Here is an 18,758-nt window from a genome sequence, read left to right on the forward strand (position 1 = left end):
TACGGTCTGGAAGCGAGGCTACGCCAGGACGTTCGGTAGAGCTAGAGCAACCCCCGCCGCGCGGCCCACACGATGGCCTGGACCGGCGCGCGTACGCCCAGGTGGTCGCAGATCGCACGGGTCCGCCGGCGGACCGTACGCGCGGACAGCTGCAGCCGGCGGGCCACCGACTCCAGTGGCAGGCCGTCGGCGAGCAGCCGCAGCAGCACCACGTCGTCCTCGGTCAGCGGCTCGAAGCTCCGCAGCACCGCCGCATCTTCGGTCATAACGCTCACATCGGCCTCCTCACGCCGTTGGAGATCTGGTCACCCTGACCCGGTCTAACGCAGGAACGCGGCTGCGACCCCGGCGTCGACCGGGATGTGCAACCCGGTGGTGTGTGACAGTTCGTTGCCGGCGAGTACGGCCACCGCAGCGGCCACCGTCTCCGGCAATACCTCTCGTTTCAGGAGCGTGCGCTGCGCGTAGAACTCGCCGAGTTTCTCCTCGGGAACCCCGTAGACCGCGGCTCGCTGTGCCCCCCACCCCCCGGCGAAGATCCCCGAACCCCGGACCACCCCATCCGGGTTCACGCCGTTGACTCTGATGCCAAACTCACCCAGCTCGGCGGCCAGCAGCCGCACCTGGTGAGCCTGGTCCGCCTTCGCCGCGCCGTACGCGACGTTGTTCGGACCGGCGAAGACCCCGTTCTTGCTGGAGACGTAGACGATGTCGCCGCCGAGCCCCTGCGCGACCATCACCGCCGTCGCCGCTCGGGACACCAGGAACGAGCCGCGCGCCATCACCGCGTGCTGCACGTCCCAGTCCTGGTCGGTGGTGTCCAGCAACCGCTTCGAGATCGACAGGCCCGCGTTGTTCACGACCAGGTCGACCCCGCCGTACGCGAGGCTCGCGGCGGCGACCATCTCCGCCACCGCCGCGGCGTCCGACACGTCGGCGGCCACCGCCACCGCGACATCGGCCTCACGTAAAGCTTTCTGTTGTTCGCCGAGCTCGGCGGCCACCTCGGCGGCCCGCTCGGCGTCCCGGTCGGCGACCACGACGCACGCGCCGTCGGCGGCCAGCCGCACGGCGGTCGCGCGGCCGATGCCGGAGGCACCGCCGGTGACCAGCGCGACCCGACCGGCCAGCGCCTTCGGTTTCGGCCGCCGCGCCAGCTTGGCCTCCTCCAGGGCCCAGTACTCGATCCGGAACTTCTCCGACTCGTCGATCGGCGCGTACGTCGACACTGCCTCGGCGCCGCGCATCACGTTGATCGCGTTGACATAGAACTCGCCGGCGACCCGCGCGGTCTGCTTGTCGGCGCCGTAGGAGAACATGCCGACGCCAGGCACCAGCACGATCGCCGGATCGGCGCCACGCATCGCCGGAGAGTCGGCGTCGGCGTACTTCTCGTAGTACGCGCGGTAATCGTCGCGATAGGCCGTGTGCAGCTCGCGCAGCCGCTCGACGACCCGCTCCAGCGGCGCGTCCGGCGGCAGGTCCAGCACCATCGGCCGCACCTTGGTGCGCAGGAAGTGGTCGGGACACGACGTGCCGAGTGCGGCCAGCTCCGGCATCCGTTGCCGGCCAACGAAATCGAGGACGACCTCGGTGTCGGTGAAGTGGCCGACCTGACGGCGGTCGGTCGAGGCCAGGCCGCGCAGCACCGGCGCGAGCTCGGCCGCGCGCGCGTGCCTCGCGTCGTCGCTCAGCGGCGCGTGTACGAGTGCGCCGAACGGATCGGCCTTACCGTGCTTGGCGAGGTAGTCGGTGGCCGTACGGATGATCTCCAGCGAGTGCGCCTCACAGCGTGCCGAGTCCTCGCCCCATGCGGTGATCCCATGGCCGCCGAGTACGACGCCGATCGCCTGCGGATTGTCACGTTTTATCGCCGCGATATCGAGGCCGAGCTGGAATCCCGGCCGCCGCCACGGCACCCACAGCACGCGGTCGCCGAAGCAGTCGGCCACCAGCCGCTCGCCGTCGGCCGCGGTCGCCAGCGCGATGCCGGCGTCAGGGTGCAGGTGGTCTACGTGAGCTGCGTCGACCAGGCCGTGCATCGCGGTGTCGATCGACGGGGCCGCACCACCTTTGCCGTGCAGGCAGAAGTCGAAGGCGGCGACCATCTCGTCCTCGCGCGCCACTCCCGGATAGCTGTCGACGAGCGCGCGCAGGCGGTCGAGCCGCAGCACGGCCAGGCCGTTCTCGGTGAGCGTGCCGAGGTCGCCACCGGAGCCCTTCACCCACATCAGGTCGACCGGCTGGCCGGTCACCGGGTCCACCGCGCTGCCCTTCGCCGAGGCGTTGCCGCCGGCGAAGTTGGTGTTGCGCGGGTCGGCGCCGAGCCGGTGGCTGCGCGCGAGCAGCTCGGCGACCTGCGGATGCGTACTCATGTCTCGCTCTCTGTCAGCCCCGAAACGTTGTTGACGGCATCGTTGCCGAAGTTGCACAACAAAGCGGTTTGCTATGCGCCCCAGCCCATAGCCGACCCGCCGACCCGCTCCGCCTCAATGCGTTTCTGGTAGCCGGACCGGTGGTACGCCCCGATCGGATCCGGATCGACCCCCATGTCCTCACGCAGCTGCGCCAGCAACGGACGTACGTCGGTGGAGAACGCGTCCATCAACACCGCATGCGCTCCAAGCACATCACCAGATGCCTGCGCCTGAGTCAACGCTTCCCGGTCAACCAATAATGCTTTCGCCGTCGCCTCCTGGACGTTGAGCACGGAGCGCAACATCGCCGGGATTTTTGGCTCCAGGTTGTGACATTGGTCGAGCATGAACGCGACGCCGGCGTCGGCCGACAATGCACGTGCACCGACGATCTCGTTCATGATCCGGAAGAGCTGGAACGGATCGGCGGCGCCGACCATCAGGTCGTCGTCGGCGTAGTTCCGGCTGTTGAAATGAAAACCGCCGAGCTTGCCCTGGCCGAGCAGCACCGCCACCAGGAACTCGATGTTGGTGCCGGGAGCGTGGTGGCCGGTGTCGACCAGCACCTGCGCGCGGTCGCCGAGGCGTACGCAGTGCGCGAACGAGGTTCCCCAGTCCGGCACGTCCATCGTGTAGAAGTGCGGCTCGAAGAACTTGTATTCCAGCAGCATGCGCATGCCGTCCGGCATCCGGTCGTACGTCTCGCGCAGCGCGGTGTGCAGCCGCTCCTGGCGCGCCGAAATGTCGTCCTGGCCGGCATAGTTGGTGCCGTCGGCAAACCACAGGGACAGCAGCGTCGAGCCGGTCGCCTCGCCGATCTGCACACATTCCAGCAGGTGGTCGGTCGCCTTACGCCGTATGCCGGGGTCGGGATTGCAGACGCTGCCGAGCCGGTAGTCGTCCTCCTGGAAGACGTTCGGATTGATCGCGCCGATCCTTATGCCTTTGTCGATGGCATATCGCGCGAGTTCCGAGTAATCGTCCACTTTGTCCCAGGGTATGTGGATCGCCACGCTCGGTGCCACGCCGGTCAACGCGTGCACCATGGCCGCGTCGTCGATCTTCTCGTACGGCGTGCGCGGCACACCTTCCTGCGCGAAAACCTTGAAGCGCGTGCCAGAGTTGCCGTAGGCCCACGACGGTGTCTCGATCCGCTGCGCGCGCAGGGCGGCGACGACCGCCTGACGGCGGGCCGGGTCGAGCTCGGTCATCGGCGGTCTCCTCCAAGGCAGCCGGCACAGGTGCGTAAATCGTTTCAATCCCGTGCTGTGACGTAGCCTTGGCCCTGACGAGGCATGATGTCAATAGTTGGCGCCCAACCCGTGTGAGTTGGGCAACGAGCCACGCGACGCTTCCGGACCGGTCAAGGAACCGGTGAATGATCACGCCAAAACGCCAAAAGCGCCGGTAAAGCCGTGGATGCCGGCGGGCCGGCGCAGCGCGGGAGGATCTTGTCCCGGCGGTTTCGACAGCAAATATCAAATTGGATCCAACCACTGACCATGCGGTCAGTGGGATCGGTTCGCGCGCCCGGCGCCGGCTATTTACGAGCCACCGCAGCGAAACTAACCAATCGGACTTATCCAGCTAATTACGATAATTACCATTTACCAACTATGCGGCGAGGAGGAGGCCACTGCCGTCACCGAACCGCGTGGGGTGGCCTCCTTACAAGAACCTGACCGGTTTCAGCCAGTGATCTGACCGCTACAGGTCAGTTTTCCGGCAGTTTTCCTTCCAGCACCATCTCCCGGAAGGAGGCGCCGTCGTTGACGCGCGGAAAATCCTCGTCCGGCACCGGCGCGCCGAGGAAGTCGCACAGCCGCTGCCATCCCTCCCCGACCTGGTATTCCAGCAGCCGGTCGGCCGGGATCGCGTCGCGTACGGCCTGATTGTGCTGCTCGAACACGGAAATCGCGTACGCGCGGTCCTCGAAGCGGCCGCCGAAGGTGCGCTGCCAGATCAGCTCGTCGACCAACTTGCGGCGGTCGTCGCGCGGCAGGCCGGCGAGCCGCTCCCGCATCGCCGGTGGCATCGTCTCCGGGTTCATCGCCAGCTTGCTGACGTAGTAGATCGTGTTGGCGACGCTGTCGTACCACTTTTCCGGGTCTCGCACCGAAAGCAGCACCTTGGCCCGCGGATAGCGGTCGGCCAGCTCGCGCCAGTACGTGCAGCCCGGCCAGTCGACGGTGGCCTGATAGCCGGCGAAGGTGCGGTCCCAGTCCGGCTCGCCGGCCATCGCGGCCGTCCAGTCGTCGATCCGGTCGAGGTTGTCGATCACCTCCACCATGTGATAGCACGGCCCGAAGCCGAGCGTCTCCAACGCGGTTTTCAGCGACAGCGTGCCGGTCCGTCCGAACCCGGCTCCGATGACCTTCAGCATGCCGGGAAGTCTGCCAGATGCCTCGGTGTCCGAGCTTTCGGAATTTCGGTTGCCGGCATGATCGATCGACCGCACCATGACCGAGTGACCACACCAGTGAGCAAGCTGCAGACCCGCGTCCGTACGACCACTCGTACGACGCGACAGCAGCGCTGCTCCGGTGGCGGTCACCGCGCGCGCTTCCGACGGTGATCGCCGCGATCGTCGCGGGGGCCGTCGCCGGCTGGGCCGTGGCGATCCCGATCGGTGCGATCGGGACGCTGCTGATCAGCCTGTCCTCGCGGGTCTCGCTGCGCGTCGGCGCGGCCGCCGCACTCGGCGTCGCCACCACCGACGGCGCTTATGCCCTGCTGGCAACCCTTGGCGGCGCCGCGGTCGCCGCCGCGATCGTGCCGGCCGCACCCGTGTTGCGGTGGGTCGCGGTCGTCATCCTGATCGTGATCGCGGCGCGTACGGCATGGACCGCCACCCGGCACTTCCGTGAGAAGACCGTGCCGCCGCCGGGAGCGCCACTGAGCACGCCGTTGCGCGCGTACGCGAGCTTCGTCGGCCTGACCGCGGTGAACCCGACGACGGTGTTGACCTTCGCCGCGTTGGTCATCGGACACTCGGCGGCGTTGGCGTCGGTGGCCGAGCAGGTGGCCTTCGCGTTGGCGGCCTTCGTCGCCTCCGCGGCCTGGCAGCTGCTGCTCGCCGGCGGCGGCGCGGTCGCGGGACGGTTTCTCGGCACGCCGAGCGGCCGGCTGGCCAGCGCGTACGTCTCCAGCGTCGTCATCGTCGCGCTCGCGGCCAAAACCGTCCTCGGGTAGTGGTCGCCGTGGTTCAATCTGGGGCCATGGCGACAGCCCTGCAGGAGGCGACCACACCGGCCACCGGTGGCTGGATCGCGAAGTGGACGTTTGCCAGTTTCGGCTGGCTGATGCCCTATTACGCGGCCGCTCAGGTGCTGCTGCCGAAGCAGGCCGACCAGGTCGCCGGCAACAGTCGCGAGGCGGTCATCGGTGTCGTCACGGTGGTCGCCTCTGTCGTGACGATCGTCGTCAACATCGCCGTCGGCGCCTGGTCCGACCGTACGCTGCACCGCCGCGGCCGCCGGCAGGTCTGGGTCCTCGGCGGCACCCTGGTGACCGGTGTTTTCCTTGCCGCGCAGGGTTTTCAGACCACGGTCGTCGGCATGGTGCTGGTGTGGGCCCTGGTCCAGGTCGGCCTGTCGATGTCCAGTGCGGCGCTTTCCGCGGCGATCCCGGACGACGTGCCGGTCAACCAACGCGCGTTCGTGTCGGCTTTCTGGGGAGTTTCCAGCACAGTCGGTCCGCTGATCGGCATCGCGTTGGTCAGCCTGGTGCTCACCGAGGTGCTGCCGGGCTTTCTCGGCATCGCGATCCTGGCCGTACTGCTGTCGTTGCCGTTCGCATTCGGCACTCGCGGCGTGCCACTGACCAAGGACCAGCGGCCGCCGTTTTCGTTGCGGCGTACGCTGATCGGCATCGTCGAGCCGCTGCGGCACCGCGACTTCTCCTGGGCCTGGAGCGGCCGGTTTTTCATCCAGCTCTCCAACGCGCTCATCCAGGTCTATCTCTACTATTTGTTGCAGGACCGGCTGCACGTCGACCCGCAGCTGTGGACGCTGATCCTGGTCGGCCTCTACACGGTTTTCGCGGTGGCTGCGGCGATTCCGGCCGGCCGGTGGTCCGACCGTACGATGCGGCGCAAGCGGCTGGTGGTCATCGCCGCGGTCCTGCAGGGCCTGGCCGGACTGGTGTTCGCCTGCTTCACCAACCTCCCGTCCGCGATCGTCGCGGCGATTTTCCTCGGTCTCGGCTGGGGAGCGTATTCGGCCGTGGACCAGGCGCTGATCACGCAGGTGCTGCCCAAAGCCGAGCATCGCGGCAAGGATCTCGGCATCATCAACATCGCCAACAATCTGCCCTATGTCTTCGCCGGCGCGATCGGCGGCCTCGTCCTGTCACTGCTCGGACGTGACCAGTTCGGCTATCCGACCATCTATGTTCTGGCCGTCGTGGCCGCGATCATTTCCGCGCTGACCGTACAGCCGATCAAGAGCGTGCAGTGATTTCGCTTCTGACCTTCAACGTCTTGCAGCTGCCGTTACGCGGCTCGGCACGGCGCGCTTCTCTTGCGTTGCAAGTGATCCGTGACGCCGACGCCGACATCGTGGTGCTCAACGAAGCGTTCAACCGGCATTCTCGCGCGCTCATTTCCCAGCTGACCGGCTATTCCGTGACGGCGGCCGCTGGCGGCACCGGACGGCGTGGCTATCTCAGCCGGATGGTCGGCAGCGGCATTCACGTGCTGAGCCGGTTGCCGATCCTGGAGTCGTACGCGCACACGTACGAGGCGTATCAACCGCTGACCACCGACGCACTCTCCGACAAGGGTGTCGCGCTGCTGTCGTTTGACGTGCCCGGCGGACTTTGGCTCGCCGCAACGCATCTGCAGGCCGACGAGCGCGGCCACCGGCACGGCGTACGGCTGGTGCAGCTGGCCGAGTTGCGCGCGTTGGTGTCGGCGAAAGCGCCGGCCGACCAGCCGGTGCTGATCGCCGGCGACCTCAACACCGAGCCGGCCGACCGCCGCAGCGCCAACGCCGCGATCGACGGCCGGATCGAGCCTTCCGGCAGACTGCACGCCGCCACGTACGACGGCCGCAACCCGCTCACCGGTCGGCGCTATGCCGCGTACGCGGAAGTGCTGGACTATGTCGGCTATCTGGACGAAACCGGTCGCCGGCCACATCCGAAGATCAGCACGGAAACGCTGGTTTTCCCACCAGGCCGCGAAGCCTCCGACCACTACCCCGTCCTCGCCCGCATCACCGTTTAGCCTCGACGACCACGTGTTGGCACCCGAGAGGCGTACGCGCTGGAGCCGTCACGTACCGGCGGCGGCGTGACTTTAACCGGACCGTAAACGGGTGCAGCGGCTCAGACTGGACGAGCAGCGACGGCCGGTTCGCCGTGAAATTGACGGGTCTGGGAAATGACAAAAGCGATCTCCGGCTAGGTATGGGGCTGATAGAGCGCCTCGACCTCGGGTATGTAGCGATCTTGTCTTGTTGGTTGGGGTTGTCGGCGGAGTCGGGTGCGGTGGTGGAACCACCGGGCGCGGGCTTGGTGGCGTCGTCGCTACAGGGTCCGGTGCGGATGATGCGTTGGGGGCCAGATCTGGCGGGTGAGCAGGGTGTATGGGTGTTTGATCTCGGCGACGGTCAGTGTGATCGGGCCCATGTCCGGTGGTGGCTGTTGGTCAGGTGTGTGGGGAAGGACGGGCGCTGGCGCGCGGGTTTTGGCGTGAGCGGCGGTGATCGCGCAGACGGCCAGCGCGGCCGTTGTCAGATCGATATGCCGGAACAGGGCGGTGTAGGGGCGGGCCTGGGAGTGATCCAGCCCGAAATGGTCTTGCCGAATTCGACGTCTTCCTGGACTGGCCAGCGCAGGCAGGCCACCCGGACCGGTGTCGTGAAGGCGATCGGCTCGGTCGGTGGAATGTAACAGTAGTGATTGGCAGCTCACCGGTGTCCAAATGCCTGCGGATCAGCAGGAAATGACGGGGACCGGTCGTGCTTACCCAGGCCCACGCGTAGGGCGTGTCATAACAACTGTGTAAGTCGGAGGTGGACCAAGATTGACTGGCTTGTTGGCTGGTCGGAAGGGACACCGAGTGACTCAGAAATCATCGCCTGGTGATCGGGACGAGGCGGCGGCTGCGCGGCTGGCGGAGGCGTTCTCGGCGGAGACGATCGACGCGTTGTTGACTGACGCGAAGGCCGCTGGGACGCCGTTGGATGGCGTGGATGGTCTGCTGAACCAGATGACCAAGGCCGTGCTGGAGCGAGCCTTGCAGACCGAGATGACCGACCATCTAGGCTATGAGCCAGGCTCATCCGAGGGTCGCGGGACCGGGAACTCACGCAACGGTCGGACCCGCAAGACGGTGTCCACGATCAGCGGCCCGGTCCAGATCGAGGTGCCGCGAGATCGGAACGGATCGTTCGAGCCGACGATCGTGCCCAAACATGCCCGTCGCCTCAAGAATATCGACGAGATGATCCTGTCTTTGTATTCACGTGGCTTGACAACGCGGGACATCGAGGCTCATTTGCTTGAAACGTATGGGATAAACGCGTCCCGGGAGTTGATCTCCAACGTCACCGACGTGGTCGTCGATGAGATCAAGGCGTGTGTCACAGTGGGGTCAGTCACGTCCGCTGGATGAGGTCTACCCGATCCTCTACGTCGACGGCATCCGGCTGCGGATCAAGGACAACGGTGTGGTCACCACCAAGGGTCGCCTACCTGGCCATCGGGGTGGACGTCGATGGTCGCAAACACGCGCTGGGCTGCTGGATCCAGGACAGCGAGGGTGCCAAGTTCTGGGCCAAGGTCCTGTCCGACCTGCGCAACCGCGGCGTGAAGGACATCCTGATCGCCTGCTGCGACGGCCTGACCGGTCTCCCGGACGCGATCCGCTCGATCTTCCCGGACACCGTCGTGCAGACCTGTGTCGTGCACGTGATCCGCAACGCCATGCGGTTCGTTTCCTACAAAGACCGCAAACCGCTGGCCCGGTCGATGCGCGAGATCTACACCGCGCCTAACCTGGAAGCCGCCGAGCTCGCCCGCGAGGAGTTCGCCAAACAACACGGAAAACAGTACCCCGGCGCCGTCGAGGTCTGGAACAACGCATGGAACGAGTTCACTCCGTTCCTGGACTACCCCGCAGAACTCCGCAAGGTCGTCTACACCACCAACCAGATCGAGTCCATCAACTTCCAACTCCGCAAAATCACCAAAAACCGCGGACACTTCCCCGACAAAGACGCCGCCATGAAACTCATCTACCTTGGACTACGCAACATCACCACCCAACGCGGCGGAGAATCCGGAACCGGCACCTGGGGCTGGAGAATAGCACTTAACACCCTCACCCAAATATTCCCGGGAAGACTACCTTTCTGATAAAATAGGGAAAGTAGGCCAATCACCTTCGACTTACACATAAGTTGTGACAGGCCCCACGCGTACTCTCGTTCGCCTTTGGAACCGTTGACCGAGCAGACCTGCCACGAGGCGGGCGGGAGAAACCGTCTCACCAACTCGTCGGCGCGTATTCTCAGCCCTTGGGCGGCGTCGACACCGAAGGCGCACCCGACCCGCACGACGTAGCCGGTTCCGTTGTTCTCAAGGAAAGTTCGGGACTCGCTCGCCCTGCCGTAGACCTCGTCGCCGGCGCACCAGGGCGGCATCGTGCTATCAGCAACCATGTCAGTCAGAATGTCGATGACCAGCTGCGGCTTCGTTGGAAAGACCACGTCATCGCCGATTCCCAGCGCGACACGGCGGTCTGCGTCATCGAGCTGCCCGGCGGGCAGCCAGATCTTGGCGCCCACCAGGGCATGGCCGCCGCCTGTGGCGTACGACCAATAAACGGTGTTGACGCCATTGGCGACCCGGCCCGCGCAGCCCATATAGTGCCGTTGCGTGCCGGCCGTCGCGCTTCCCTGTTTCCCGCCCGGACTCATCCACCGCAGCCACTCGCAGCGACTGGTCCTTCAAAACCCCACCACGAAACCGCGGATCACCGCTATCGCGGCGTCGTGATCCCACGCCGCGTGATTCAGCAGCCGCTGCATCCGGTCCAGCGTGGCATCACCAGCATGCTCGGCCAGCGACCACCCATCCTTGCGCGGCAGGTCAGTCACCAACCCCACCGCGTACGTCCCCGCCTGCGTAAACGGTTCCACCCAGCCAACACACGGCCACAACAAGCCATGCAACCTGGCCAAATTCGACCTCGCCAACTCACCCCCTCTACGATGGCAGCAGCAGCGCCTATTCCAGCTCAACGCGCGCGCCGCGATTTACGTTGCATGGCAAAGGAAACACCTGACCCCGGCGGTGCGGCGTTGTCGGCCGATGGGGTATTATTGGCGGCATGACCACTCCTTCATTTCAGCTGGCGGGTGATCCGTCGTTGCTGTCCGGCAAGGAGGAGTTCGCGGCCGCGTTGCGGTTGGCGGAGCAGGCGGTGCGTACGGCCAAAGCGGCGCTTCTCGCAGTGGTGAAAGCCGCCGATGACCAGACGATCGCGACGAAGTTCGGGCACGCCGACACGGCCGCGTTCCTGGAGGATTTCCTGAAGTTCTCCCCCACCGAGGCCAGCCGGTGCGTGCAGCGCGCACGGGCGTTCTGCGGCAGCCGCGCGTTGGCCACCGGTGAGAAGCTGGCGCCGCAGTTGGAATACGCCGGCGAGGCCATGCGCCGCGGCGAGCTTGCCGATTCGCAGTTGGACGCGATCCGGACGATTATCACCAAGTTGCCGCGTCGGATCGGTATCCAGGAGCGGCGGTTCGCCGAGAAAACGTTGGTCGACGCGGCGTCCCAGTTGCGTGCACGTGAGTTGCACCAGCTCGGCAACCGCGTCCATGGCCACCTCGACCCCGATGGCACCATGCCGTCGGAAGAGGAGAACGCCACGCCGCGCCGCGAGCTGTATTTGCGCACCGGCACCGATGGTCGGCTCGCGTTCCGCGGCAGTTTCGATGCCGAGACGGGCAGCCTGATGCAGGAGATCCTCTCCCCGCTGGCCAAGCCACGGACCGACGACAAAGGCAAAACCAAAGACCGCCGCTCGGCCGCCGAACGCAACGGCGACGCGTTGGCCGACGCGCTGAATTTGATCGCGGACAGTGAGAAGCTGCCGATCCAGGGCCGCGAGCGTCCCCACCTGACGATCACCTTGTCGTGGGAGATGCTCAGGGACAAGCTCGGGCAGGTCCGCGCGTACGAAAACACCGTCATCAGCCCCGAAGCCGCCCGCCGGCTAGCGTGCGACTGCGACATCACTCCACTGGTGCTCGGCACCCAAAGCGAAGCATTGGACGTCGGCCGCACCGAACGGCTGGTCACCGACGAGCTGCGTAAGGCGTTGATCGCGCGTGACCGCGGCTGCGCGATGATCGGCTGCACCCGACCCGTACGCTGGACGCGGGCTCACCACGTGCGGCACTGGGCCGACGGCGGTGAAACCTCCATCGACAATTGCGTGCTGCTGTGCGAGTTCCACCACCGAATGATTCATCATGGTGACTGGCAGGTCCGGATTGTTGACGGCGTTCCGGAGTTTATTCCACCGCAGTACGTGGACTTCGAGCAAAAGCCGCTACGAAATACCTACCACCTGTTCAACTAAACCGAACAGGTGGACCACCAACCAACACAACACCCGTGCTCGTCCAACCAGGCCGACAACGCCATCGACGGCGCGCGCCCGCTGGCGTCCGCCGCTGGAAGCCTAGACGAGTGATTCCTAATTAGTGGTCGTAGGCGGTCAGGGATCGTTTGATGGGTACGTTGATGGCGCAGTTGTGCCAGATCGCGGCGGCGAGGGCGAGGAGTCGCTGGCTGATGCGTGCGTAGAGGCCTTCGGCGGTTCGAGCACCGTGTCGTTCCAGGGAGAGTTGGCCTTTGCCGGTGTCAAAGACGGACTCGATGAGCTGGCGGATGCCGCCGAGGTTGCCGAACCGGTGTTTTTCGTTTTTGCGGTCGGGACGGATGAAGGTGATGCTCAGGTCAGCGGTTTGGGTGCGGAAATCGGTGCCGGCGAAGCCTTTGTCGCCGATGAGCACGCATCGGTCGGGGAGCAGGTGCTGGTCACGGGCGTGCCCGAGCAGTTCGATCGCGACCTCGCGTTCACCCAGTTTGGGGTTGGCCAGGCACCAGGCCCGATTGGCATGCCGTGCGCGGTCGTGACCAGGTAGAGCTTGACTGCCCAGTACCAGCGTGAGTGGCTGGCGCAGTAGCCGTATCCGGCGATCCCAGCCAGTGCGGACCGCTTGACGGTGCTGACCGAGCAGCCGCACGGGATCGGTGTGGCGTCGATGAACCGGTACTGATCCGATTCGGCGGACACTTGCCGCGCCAACTGGGCGATGACCTCGGCGATCACCGGCCCAGCCGCCGTGAGCCGCTTGGAGTACCCCGGCTGCTTGGGCAACCACGGGAACAAGTGACCCAACCGGCCGTAGCAAGCCCGCAACCAGTGATGTTGAGACGGATAACCCAACAACACCTGCGCGACCGCCAGACACACCAACTCCGCATCGCTGAGCCGCTTGGGACGACCAGGCCGCCGCGCTGGCGAGCCCCCTCGTTGCGCGGATACCGGAACAACCTGGTCATCGACGAACACGTACAGTGCCGTCAGAAGGGTATCGAGGTCAGTCTTCACAAACCGGCATCGATACCCTTCGCCACGTCTACAGCCCAGCCACCACGCCGAGCATGATCAATTAGGAATCACTCGTCTAGTAGAGTGTCGTCGCTAAAATTTGAAAAGGTCGGTGTCGATCCGCAGACGATCGCGAACGTGGCCAGGGCGTATGTCGAGCATGACGGTGATGTCGGGGCCACGATCCGGCGTAAGAGGCGGTCCACGCCGCCGGTCGAGCCGATCGTGACCGGTGAGGTCGAGGCCCGGCTGATCGCGCTGGGATGCTCGACGCCCCCGGAGGGCAGGTCGCGGTGGACGCTGCGACTGTTGGAAAAGCACATCGCGCTGATGCGGGACATGCCGAATCTGGATCACTCGACTATCGGGAAGGTTGTCAAAAAACGGCGTTTCGTCCTCACCTGAAGGAGTGCTGGACCATCCCCGCCGCGGCAACGGCGAGTTCGTCGCGCGAATGGAAGACGTCCTGGACGTCTACGTTCGCCCCTACGATCGGGCCGTTCCGGTGGTCTGCATGGACGAGAAGCCCTACCAACTCCTGGATCACGCCCGCGACCCGGTCCCGGCCGCCCCTTACCCAGAAAACTTGACAAGCAGCGTGTGCGCCCGCCGGGTGCGGCAGAGGCCATTGACACTGTTGCGGCGCGGCTCAGGGCCGTCCGTGGCGCCGCGCACTCCGGCTCAGCGGCGATCCGCGCGACCGAGACATTCTCGCACCGCCACCGAATACGCCTCTTCGGCCGCGCCCCCTGCGTCAGAAGCGCGCTATTTGGTGGAGCCCATCAGGAGGCCGGAGACGAAATGGCGCTGGAAGGCGAAAAACACGATCGCGGTCGGGATCGCGGCGAGGATCGCGCCGGCGGCCACGACGTTCCAGTTGCTGACATAGCCACCCTGCAGGTTGAGCAGGGCGGCGGTGACCGGAAACTTCGCCTGCGTACGCAGCACCGTGATCGACCAGATCAGGTCGTTGAAGATCCAGGTGGTGGCGAGCGCGCCGAGAGCGGCCAGCGACGGGCGGCAGAGCGGCAGGATGATCCGCCAGTACGTCTGCACCACGCCGGCGCCGTCGATCTTGGCGGCATCGGTGATCTCCAACGGAATCGACCGCATGAAGCCGTGCAGCACGAACGTGTAGAAGCCGAGGCCGAAGCCGACGTGGATGGCGACCAAGCCGACCAGCGTGTCATAAATGCCGAGGCCTTCGCTGATCCGCGCGACCGGGATGAGCAGGATCTGCGGCGGCAGCAGGTTTCCGGCCAGCATGGTCAGCAGGATCGCCCGGCGGAACGGAATGTGATAACGGCTCAGGGCAAACGCCGCCATCGACGCCAGCCACAGGCTCAGGATGACAGCCGGCACGGTCACCTCAGCGCTGGTCAGCAAGGCCAGACCGATGCCGCCCTCCCCCACCGCGGTGACGAAACCGCCGAGACCAAAGGAATCCGGCAGTGCGGCCAGGCCACGCCGCGAGATGTCGTCGAACGACCGCACCGAAATCAGCACGACGAAGACCATCGGCGCGACCCACAGCAGCGTCAGCGGCGTCATGATCGCGTGGAACAGCCAGCCACCTCGCCGCCGGCGCCGGGCCGGTGGGCGTACGGTCGCGGACACCGCCGGTTTTTCCAGCACTGGCGCGGCCATCAGTCCTCCTGCCGGGTCGCGCGGACGAGGTAGGTGATGATGAACAGGATCGCCAGCGCGAAGATCACCACCGCGATCGCCGACGCATAACCGAGGTTGAGGAACGTGAAGCCCTGCTCGAACATGTAGGTGCTGAGCAGCTCCGACGAGTGGTACGGACCGCCGCCGGTCATGGCCCACACGATGTCAAAGGTACGCAGCGAATCGATCACCGTCACCGCGAAGACGACGGTGTTGACGCCGCGCAGCTGCGGCCACACGACATACCAGAATCGTTGCCACGCCGTCGTTCCGTCGACGGCGGCGGCGTCGTCCAGCGACGGGTCGCAGCCTTTCAGGCCGGCCAGATAGAGCACCATGACATAGCCGACCTGTCGCCAGACGGCGGCGACGAGTACGGCGTACAGTGCCGTTTTCGGGTCGGCGAGCCACTGGTGTTGCCAGCTGGTCAGGCCGACCAGGCCGAGCGTGGCGTTGATCGTGCCGTCCGGCTGGTAGAGCACGCGCCAGAACAGTCCGGTCACCGCAAGGGAAAACACCATCGGCAGATAGATCGCGCTGCGATAGATGCCGACGCCGCGGCGCGGGCGGTTGAGTGCGACCGCGAGCGCCAGGCCGCCAGCCACCGACAGCGCGCCGAAGCCGATGGCCCAGATGACGTTGTTTCCGAGCGCCTGCCGGAAAACATCGTCGGCGAACAGATCGGTGAAGTTTTTCAGGCCGACCGACAGCGGCGCGCCCAGACCGTTCCACTTGGTCATCGACAGATAGAAACTGTTGATGCCGGGCCAGAAAACCCAGCCGAGCTCGACCGCCGCCGGCACCAGCAGGAAAAGCCAGACCGGCCACGGCACGCGTCCGCGGACCGGCCTGCGTACGACACGGCTGGCGGCCATCGTCATGAAGACAACACCTTCTGCGCCGAGGCCTGCCACGCCGCGAGGATCGTCGAGACGTCCTTTGGTGAGTCGAGAAACTTCGTCAGCGCGGTGTCCGCGGTGGTCTGCAGCTCGTCGCTGGAGTCGCGGTTGAAGAACTGCGTGATCGCCTTGGCGCCGTTGAGCAGCTTGACGCCTTTCTGCACCAGCGGGGAGAAATCCGCCGTACTCACCTTCGACGAGGTCGGCAGGTTGGACGAGTTGGCCAGCTTGATGTATTGCTGCTGCGCGGCCGGCGAGGCCAGATACGTCATCAGATCCTTGGCGCCGGCCACGTTCCGCGACTTGGCGCTGGCGAAGAAGCCGTCGGTCGGCGCTTCCTCGGCCACGGGTACGGCCGGATCGACGATCGGCACCTGGAAGAAGTCGATGTCGTCGAGGACGTCCTTCGGCACCGACTGCGTGACGAACGCGCCGATCAGATACATCCCGGCCGAGCCGTTGACCAGCGGCGTCACCGCGTCCTGCCAGGAGTACGAGCGACCTTTCCGGTCGAAGAACGGCACGATCTGCTTGTAGTAGTCCATCACCTTGCGCACTTCGGGGCCGTCGAAGGAATGTTTGCCGGCCAGCAGGTCACGGTGGAAGGTCGCGCCGTTGATCCGCAGGTTGAGATAGTCGAACCAGCCGGAGGCGACCCACGCCGTGGAGCCGGTCCCCATCGTCAGCGGGTTGACGCCTTTGCCTTTCAACGTGTTGCACAGCGCCAAAAACCCCGGCCAGTCGGTCGCCGGCCGTACGCCCCACTTCGCAAACATCGACTTCCGGTAGAACACGCCCCACCAGTAGTAGCTGGTCGGTACGAAAATCTGCTTGCCGTCGGCCGCCGTCGACAGCTCGCGCAACGCCGGCGAGAAGCCGGCGCATGGCCCGTTTCCCTTCCACAGGTCGGAAACGTCGAGCAGGAAGCCTTTTTTGGCGTAGTCACGGGCAACCGAGCCGGCATACCAGGTGAGTACGTCCGGCGGGTTGGCCGAGTTGAGATAGGTCGGCAGCTGAGCGCGGAAGGACTCGATCGCGATGGTGTTCAGCGTGACCTTGGTTTTCGTATAGCCCTCAACGACTTTCGTCAGCGCGGCCTTCGGCGCCGCGTCCGACAGCGACGACTGCAGGGTCAGCGTGTCGGTGCCACCGCCACCGCCGGTCGGTGTGGTCGCACAGCCACCGAGTGCTGCCGCCGCACCGAGTCCGCCGAGACCGGCCAGAAATCCGCGCCGACTGATGTCGTTCATCTGAAGAGAACCTCCCGGCTCGGGAACTCGTGTTCCGGCAAGGTTGCCGGCCCGGAGAACCAGCTGTCAAGATATCTTCGTAATTAATGGTTACAGCTAGCGGGAGGAACGGCCGGAATGGGACGATCCGTACGACGTGGCATCCACGGCCAGACCGTGGAGACCATGGCGCGGCGCATCCTGTCCGGCCAGCTCCCGGAAGGCGCGACGCTGGACATCGCGGCGCTGCAGGCCGAACTCGACGTGAGCCTCACGGTCATCCGCGAGGCGTTGCGCGTACTGGCCGCGAAAGGCATGGTCGACGCGCGGCCAAAGCGCGGCACGTACGTCCGGCCGCGCGCCGACTGGAGCCTGCTCGACGGCGACCTGTTGCGCTGGCGCTTCGGTCCGCGGCCGCAACCCGGCCTCTTCCAGGACCTGCACGACCTACGCGAGATCGTCGAGCCAGGAGCCGCGAAGCTGGCCGCACTCCGGCGTACGGACGCGGATCTGCGGGCGCTGGAGGAAAAACTCGGTCAGATGGCGGCGGCCACCGACCCGGCCGGCGCGGTCGAGGCCGACCTCGCCTTCCATCGCGCGCTTCTCGCGGCGACGCACAACGAGCTGCTCGTACGCCTGGAGGTCGTGATCGAGACCGGACTGGCCGAGCGCGACCGGATCGTGCACGGCGCGCTCGTCGACGACCCGGTCCCCAGCCATCGCGCGGTCGTCGACGCCATCAGGGCCGCCGACCCGGAGGCCGCCGCTGGTGCGGTGCTGCGCCTGCTGGTCAAAGCCGCCGAGGACGTGACCCGCGCACAGTCCGCCTAGGGCCTAGCCATTTTTCGGAAACTAGACGGCGAAGGTGGTGCGGCGCTCGGAGCGGCGGTGGCGGCCTTTCGGCGCGGCCTTGCGGGACAGGTAGACGTTCGTGCCGAACAGGCCCATCGTGACGATGACCAGCGCGAACCCGGCGGCGACCAGGATCAGGCCCCAACGCGTCCAGTCCCTGGTGTCGTACGCGGCGGCCCGGTTGTCCGGCAGCTTGCCGCCGATGCCGGTGCCGCCAGGGGTGGCCGTGCCGGCGTTGCCGGCGTCGACCGCACCGGGGGCGCCGGGATAGCCGCCGCCGGGGTAGGACGGCAGCGTCGGCTGGCCGGTCGGCGTCTGGTACGACGGCTGTGTGTAGTCGGTGCCGGGGTTGGATCCGCTGCCGGGCGCGCCGGTCGTGCTGCCGGTGGTCGGTGTGTGCGACGGAGTCGGCGACTTGCTCGGCGTCTTGGACGGCGTCGGCGTCACCGTGGAACCGGGAGGACAGATCGTCTCGATCTTCGGCATGATCGCCGGCGTCTGCTGCGCGCCACCGTCGGCGATGTACTTCCACCCCACGACAGTGGCGTTGCCGATTTTCAGGTCCTGGCTGACTGTCTTGTCCTGCTGGACCCAGGAACCCTTGCCGTCCGAGGTCGCGAAGGCCCAGTAGCCGGCGTTGGCCGGCGGGGGGCTCTGGCAGCCGCCGGAGGGATAGTTGTCGATGAAGCAGGCCCGGCCGTCCGCGCCGAACTTCGCGTCCTTGTACGCGGCGACCAGCGCGTCCTTGGCGGTCATGCCGCTCCCCCAGCCGACGCACCTGAACTCGACCGCCTTGCCGGGGATGCCGTTGTCGACGACGACGCCGACGTGGTTGGGGTTGGCCGGCGCCGCGTACGCGCAGCCGGAGGCGAAGCCGAAGCTGGCCAGCGGTGTCCACGGTCCGACGATCAGCAGCGCGGCGGCGATCAGCGCCACCAGCGCGGCCGGAGACCACCACACACGGCGCGTACGCGACTGCTCCGGCAGTGTTGGGCCGGCGTCGGCCATGGCGTGGACCCTCCCTCGGGCTGCGGACAACATCTCCTCGTGAGGCGCCATT

At 66.2% G+C, this 18,758-nt stretch carries 17 protein-coding genes and 2 pseudogenes; 8 read left to right on the plus strand and 11 right to left on the minus strand.

Features of this window, described 5'->3' with window-relative positions; translation table 11 throughout:
- Window positions 1-41: 41 nt before the first annotated feature.
- The 4 genes from GNX95_RS29130 to GNX95_RS29145 form a co-directional block, all read right to left on the minus strand.
- Window positions 42-266, minus strand: a complete 225-nt coding sequence (locus GNX95_RS29130; RefSeq protein WP_163510826.1) for a LuxR C-terminal-related transcriptional regulator — start codon at window positions 264-266, stop codon at window positions 42-44.
- 54 nt (window positions 267-320) lie between these two features.
- Window positions 321-2,375: a bifunctional aldolase/short-chain dehydrogenase gene (locus tag GNX95_RS29135; RefSeq protein WP_163510827.1), complete on the minus strand. Its 2,055-nt coding sequence runs from the start codon at window positions 2,373-2,375 to the stop codon at window positions 321-323.
- A gap of 71 nt (window positions 2,376-2,446) precedes the next feature.
- Window positions 2,447-3,628 carry an L-rhamnose isomerase gene (rhaI, locus tag GNX95_RS29140; RefSeq protein WP_163510828.1) on the minus strand — a complete coding sequence of 394 codons (1,182 nt, stop codon included), beginning with the start codon at window positions 3,626-3,628 and terminating at the stop codon, window positions 2,447-2,449.
- A gap of 503 nt (window positions 3,629-4,131) precedes the next feature.
- On the minus strand, window positions 4,132-4,800 hold the full coding sequence (locus GNX95_RS29145; protein ID WP_163510830.1) for a sulfotransferase family protein: 669 nt from the start codon (window positions 4,798-4,800) through the stop codon (window positions 4,132-4,134).
- 188 nt (window positions 4,801-4,988) lie between these two features.
- Between GNX95_RS29145 and GNX95_RS29150 the strand changes: the two genes are divergently transcribed.
- From GNX95_RS29150 to GNX95_RS29170, 5 genes and pseudogenes are all read left to right on the plus strand, one after another.
- Entirely contained in the window at window positions 4,989-5,609 is a 621-nt protein-coding gene (locus tag GNX95_RS29150; RefSeq protein WP_163510831.1) for a LysE family transporter, read from the plus strand.
- A 26-nt stretch (window positions 5,610-5,635) separates the two neighbouring features.
- The gene (locus GNX95_RS29155; protein ID WP_163510832.1) at window positions 5,636-6,874 is read left to right on the plus strand and encodes an MFS transporter; all 1,239 of its coding nucleotides are present in this window, start codon (window positions 5,636-5,638) and stop codon (window positions 6,872-6,874) included.
- The gene (locus GNX95_RS29160; protein ID WP_163510834.1) at window positions 6,871-7,644 is read left to right on the plus strand and encodes an endonuclease/exonuclease/phosphatase family protein; all 774 of its coding nucleotides are present in this window, start codon (window positions 6,871-6,873) and stop codon (window positions 7,642-7,644) included. The genes GNX95_RS29155 and GNX95_RS29160 overlap by 4 nt, the downstream gene beginning before the upstream one ends.
- Before the next feature lie 365 nt (window positions 7,645-8,009).
- Window positions 8,010-8,312 (plus strand): hypothetical protein, encoded by a 303-nt coding sequence (locus tag GNX95_RS29165; RefSeq protein ID WP_163510835.1) that lies wholly within the window; start codon window positions 8,010-8,012, stop codon window positions 8,310-8,312.
- A gap of 169 nt (window positions 8,313-8,481) precedes the next feature.
- Window positions 8,482-9,770 (plus strand): annotated as a pseudogene (locus GNX95_RS29170) (IS256 family transposase); the annotation flags it as partial.
- On the opposite strand, the gene GNX95_RS44445 reads toward GNX95_RS29170, so the two are convergent.
- Both GNX95_RS44445 and GNX95_RS29180 read right to left on the minus strand, forming a co-directional pair.
- Window positions 9,659-10,342, minus strand: coding sequence for a transposase (locus GNX95_RS44445; protein WP_163510836.1), 684 nt, complete (start codon window positions 10,340-10,342; stop codon window positions 9,659-9,661). The pseudogene GNX95_RS29170 and the gene GNX95_RS44445 sit on opposite strands and share 112 nt — an antisense overlap.
- A 30-nt stretch (window positions 10,343-10,372) precedes the next feature.
- Window positions 10,373-10,522, minus strand: coding sequence for a hypothetical protein (locus GNX95_RS29180; RefSeq protein WP_163510837.1), 150 nt, complete (start codon window positions 10,520-10,522; stop codon window positions 10,373-10,375).
- Window positions 10,523-10,755: 233 nt separating this feature from the next.
- Between GNX95_RS29180 and GNX95_RS29185 the strand changes: the two genes are divergently transcribed.
- A complete protein-coding gene (locus GNX95_RS29185; protein ID WP_163510838.1) occupies window positions 10,756-12,012 on the plus strand; it encodes an HNH endonuclease signature motif containing protein in 1,257 nt (418 codons plus the stop codon).
- 121 nt (window positions 12,013-12,133) lie between these two features.
- Here GNX95_RS29185 and GNX95_RS29190 read toward each other — a convergent pair.
- Window positions 12,134-13,050: pseudogene (locus GNX95_RS29190) on the minus strand (IS982 family transposase).
- A gap of 138 nt (window positions 13,051-13,188) precedes the next feature.
- Here GNX95_RS29190 and GNX95_RS29195 point away from each other — a divergent pair.
- Complete coding sequence (locus GNX95_RS29195) at window positions 13,189-13,455, plus strand: hypothetical protein (protein ID WP_222854023.1); 267 nt, start codon at window positions 13,189-13,191, stop codon at window positions 13,453-13,455.
- Between the two features lie 360 nt (window positions 13,456-13,815).
- On the opposite strand, the gene GNX95_RS29200 is transcribed toward GNX95_RS29195, so the two are convergent.
- Genes GNX95_RS29200 through GNX95_RS29210 form a run of 3 tightly spaced genes read right to left on the minus strand, consistent with a single transcriptional unit; the run spans window position 13,816 to window position 16,867 of the window.
- Window positions 13,816-14,697 (minus strand): carbohydrate ABC transporter permease, encoded by an 882-nt coding sequence (locus tag GNX95_RS29200; RefSeq protein ID WP_163510839.1) that lies wholly within the window; start codon window positions 14,695-14,697, stop codon window positions 13,816-13,818.
- Window positions 14,697-15,599 (minus strand): carbohydrate ABC transporter permease, encoded by a 903-nt coding sequence (locus GNX95_RS29205; RefSeq protein WP_163510841.1) that lies wholly within the window; start codon window positions 15,597-15,599, stop codon window positions 14,697-14,699. Before GNX95_RS29205 ends, GNX95_RS29200 begins: the two co-directional genes overlap by 1 nt.
- On the minus strand, window positions 15,596-16,867 hold the full coding sequence (locus GNX95_RS29210) for an ABC transporter substrate-binding protein (protein WP_163510842.1): 1,272 nt from the start codon (window positions 16,865-16,867) through the stop codon (window positions 15,596-15,598). Before GNX95_RS29210 ends, GNX95_RS29205 begins: the two co-directional genes overlap by 4 nt.
- Window positions 16,868-17,032: 165 nt before the next feature.
- Between GNX95_RS29210 and GNX95_RS29215 the strand changes: the two genes are divergently transcribed.
- Window positions 17,033-17,677, plus strand: coding sequence for a FadR/GntR family transcriptional regulator (locus tag GNX95_RS29215; RefSeq protein WP_222854024.1), 645 nt, complete (start codon window positions 17,033-17,035; stop codon window positions 17,675-17,677).
- Window positions 17,678-17,698: 21 nt separating this feature from the next.
- On the opposite strand, the gene GNX95_RS29220 is transcribed toward GNX95_RS29215, so the two are convergent.
- A complete protein-coding gene (locus tag GNX95_RS29220; protein WP_163510844.1) occupies window positions 17,699-18,706 on the minus strand; it encodes a hypothetical protein in 1,008 nt (335 codons plus the stop codon).
- Window positions 18,707-18,758 lie beyond the last annotated feature (52 nt).

The sequence above is a fragment of the Fodinicola acaciae genome (assembly GCF_010993745.1).
In the GTDB taxonomy this organism is placed as follows: Bacteria; Actinomycetota; Actinomycetes; order Mycobacteriales; family HKI-0501; genus Fodinicola; species Fodinicola acaciae.

Coding starts and splice junctions, on each gene's coding strand:
- GNX95_RS29130 (WP_163510826.1), bottom strand. CDS start 266: ATGACCGAAGATGCGGCGGTGCTGCGGAGCTTCGAGCCGCTGACCGAG.
- GNX95_RS29135 (WP_163510827.1), bottom strand. CDS start 2,375: ATGAGTACGCATCCGCAGGTCGCCGAGCTGCTCGCGCGCAGCCACCGG.
- rhaI (WP_163510828.1), bottom strand. CDS start 3,628: ATGACCGAGCTCGACCCGGCCCGCCGTCAGGCGGTCGTCGCCGCCCTG.
- GNX95_RS29145 (WP_163510830.1), bottom strand. CDS start 4,800: ATGCTGAAGGTCATCGGAGCCGGGTTCGGACGGACCGGCACGCTGTCG.
- GNX95_RS29155 (WP_163510832.1), top strand. CDS start 5,636: ATGGCGACAGCCCTGCAGGAGGCGACCACACCGGCCACCGGTGGCTGG.
- GNX95_RS44445 (WP_163510836.1), bottom strand. CDS start 10,342: ATGAGTCCGGGCGGGAAACAGGGAAGCGCGACGGCCGGCACGCAACGG.
- GNX95_RS29185 (WP_163510838.1), top strand. CDS start 10,756: ATGACCACTCCTTCATTTCAGCTGGCGGGTGATCCGTCGTTGCTGTCC.
- GNX95_RS29200 (WP_163510839.1), bottom strand. CDS start 14,697: ATGGCCGCGCCAGTGCTGGAAAAACCGGCGGTGTCCGCGACCGTACGC.
- GNX95_RS29205 (WP_163510841.1), bottom strand. CDS start 15,599: ATGACGATGGCCGCCAGCCGTGTCGTACGCAGGCCGGTCCGCGGACGC.
- GNX95_RS29210 (WP_163510842.1), bottom strand. CDS start 16,867: ATGAACGACATCAGTCGGCGCGGATTTCTGGCCGGTCTCGGCGGACTC.
- GNX95_RS29215 (WP_222854024.1), top strand. CDS start 17,033: ATGGCGCGGCGCATCCTGTCCGGCCAGCTCCCGGAAGGCGCGACGCTG.
- GNX95_RS29220 (WP_163510844.1), bottom strand. CDS start 18,706: ATGGCCGACGCCGGCCCAACACTGCCGGAGCAGTCGCGTACGCGCCGT.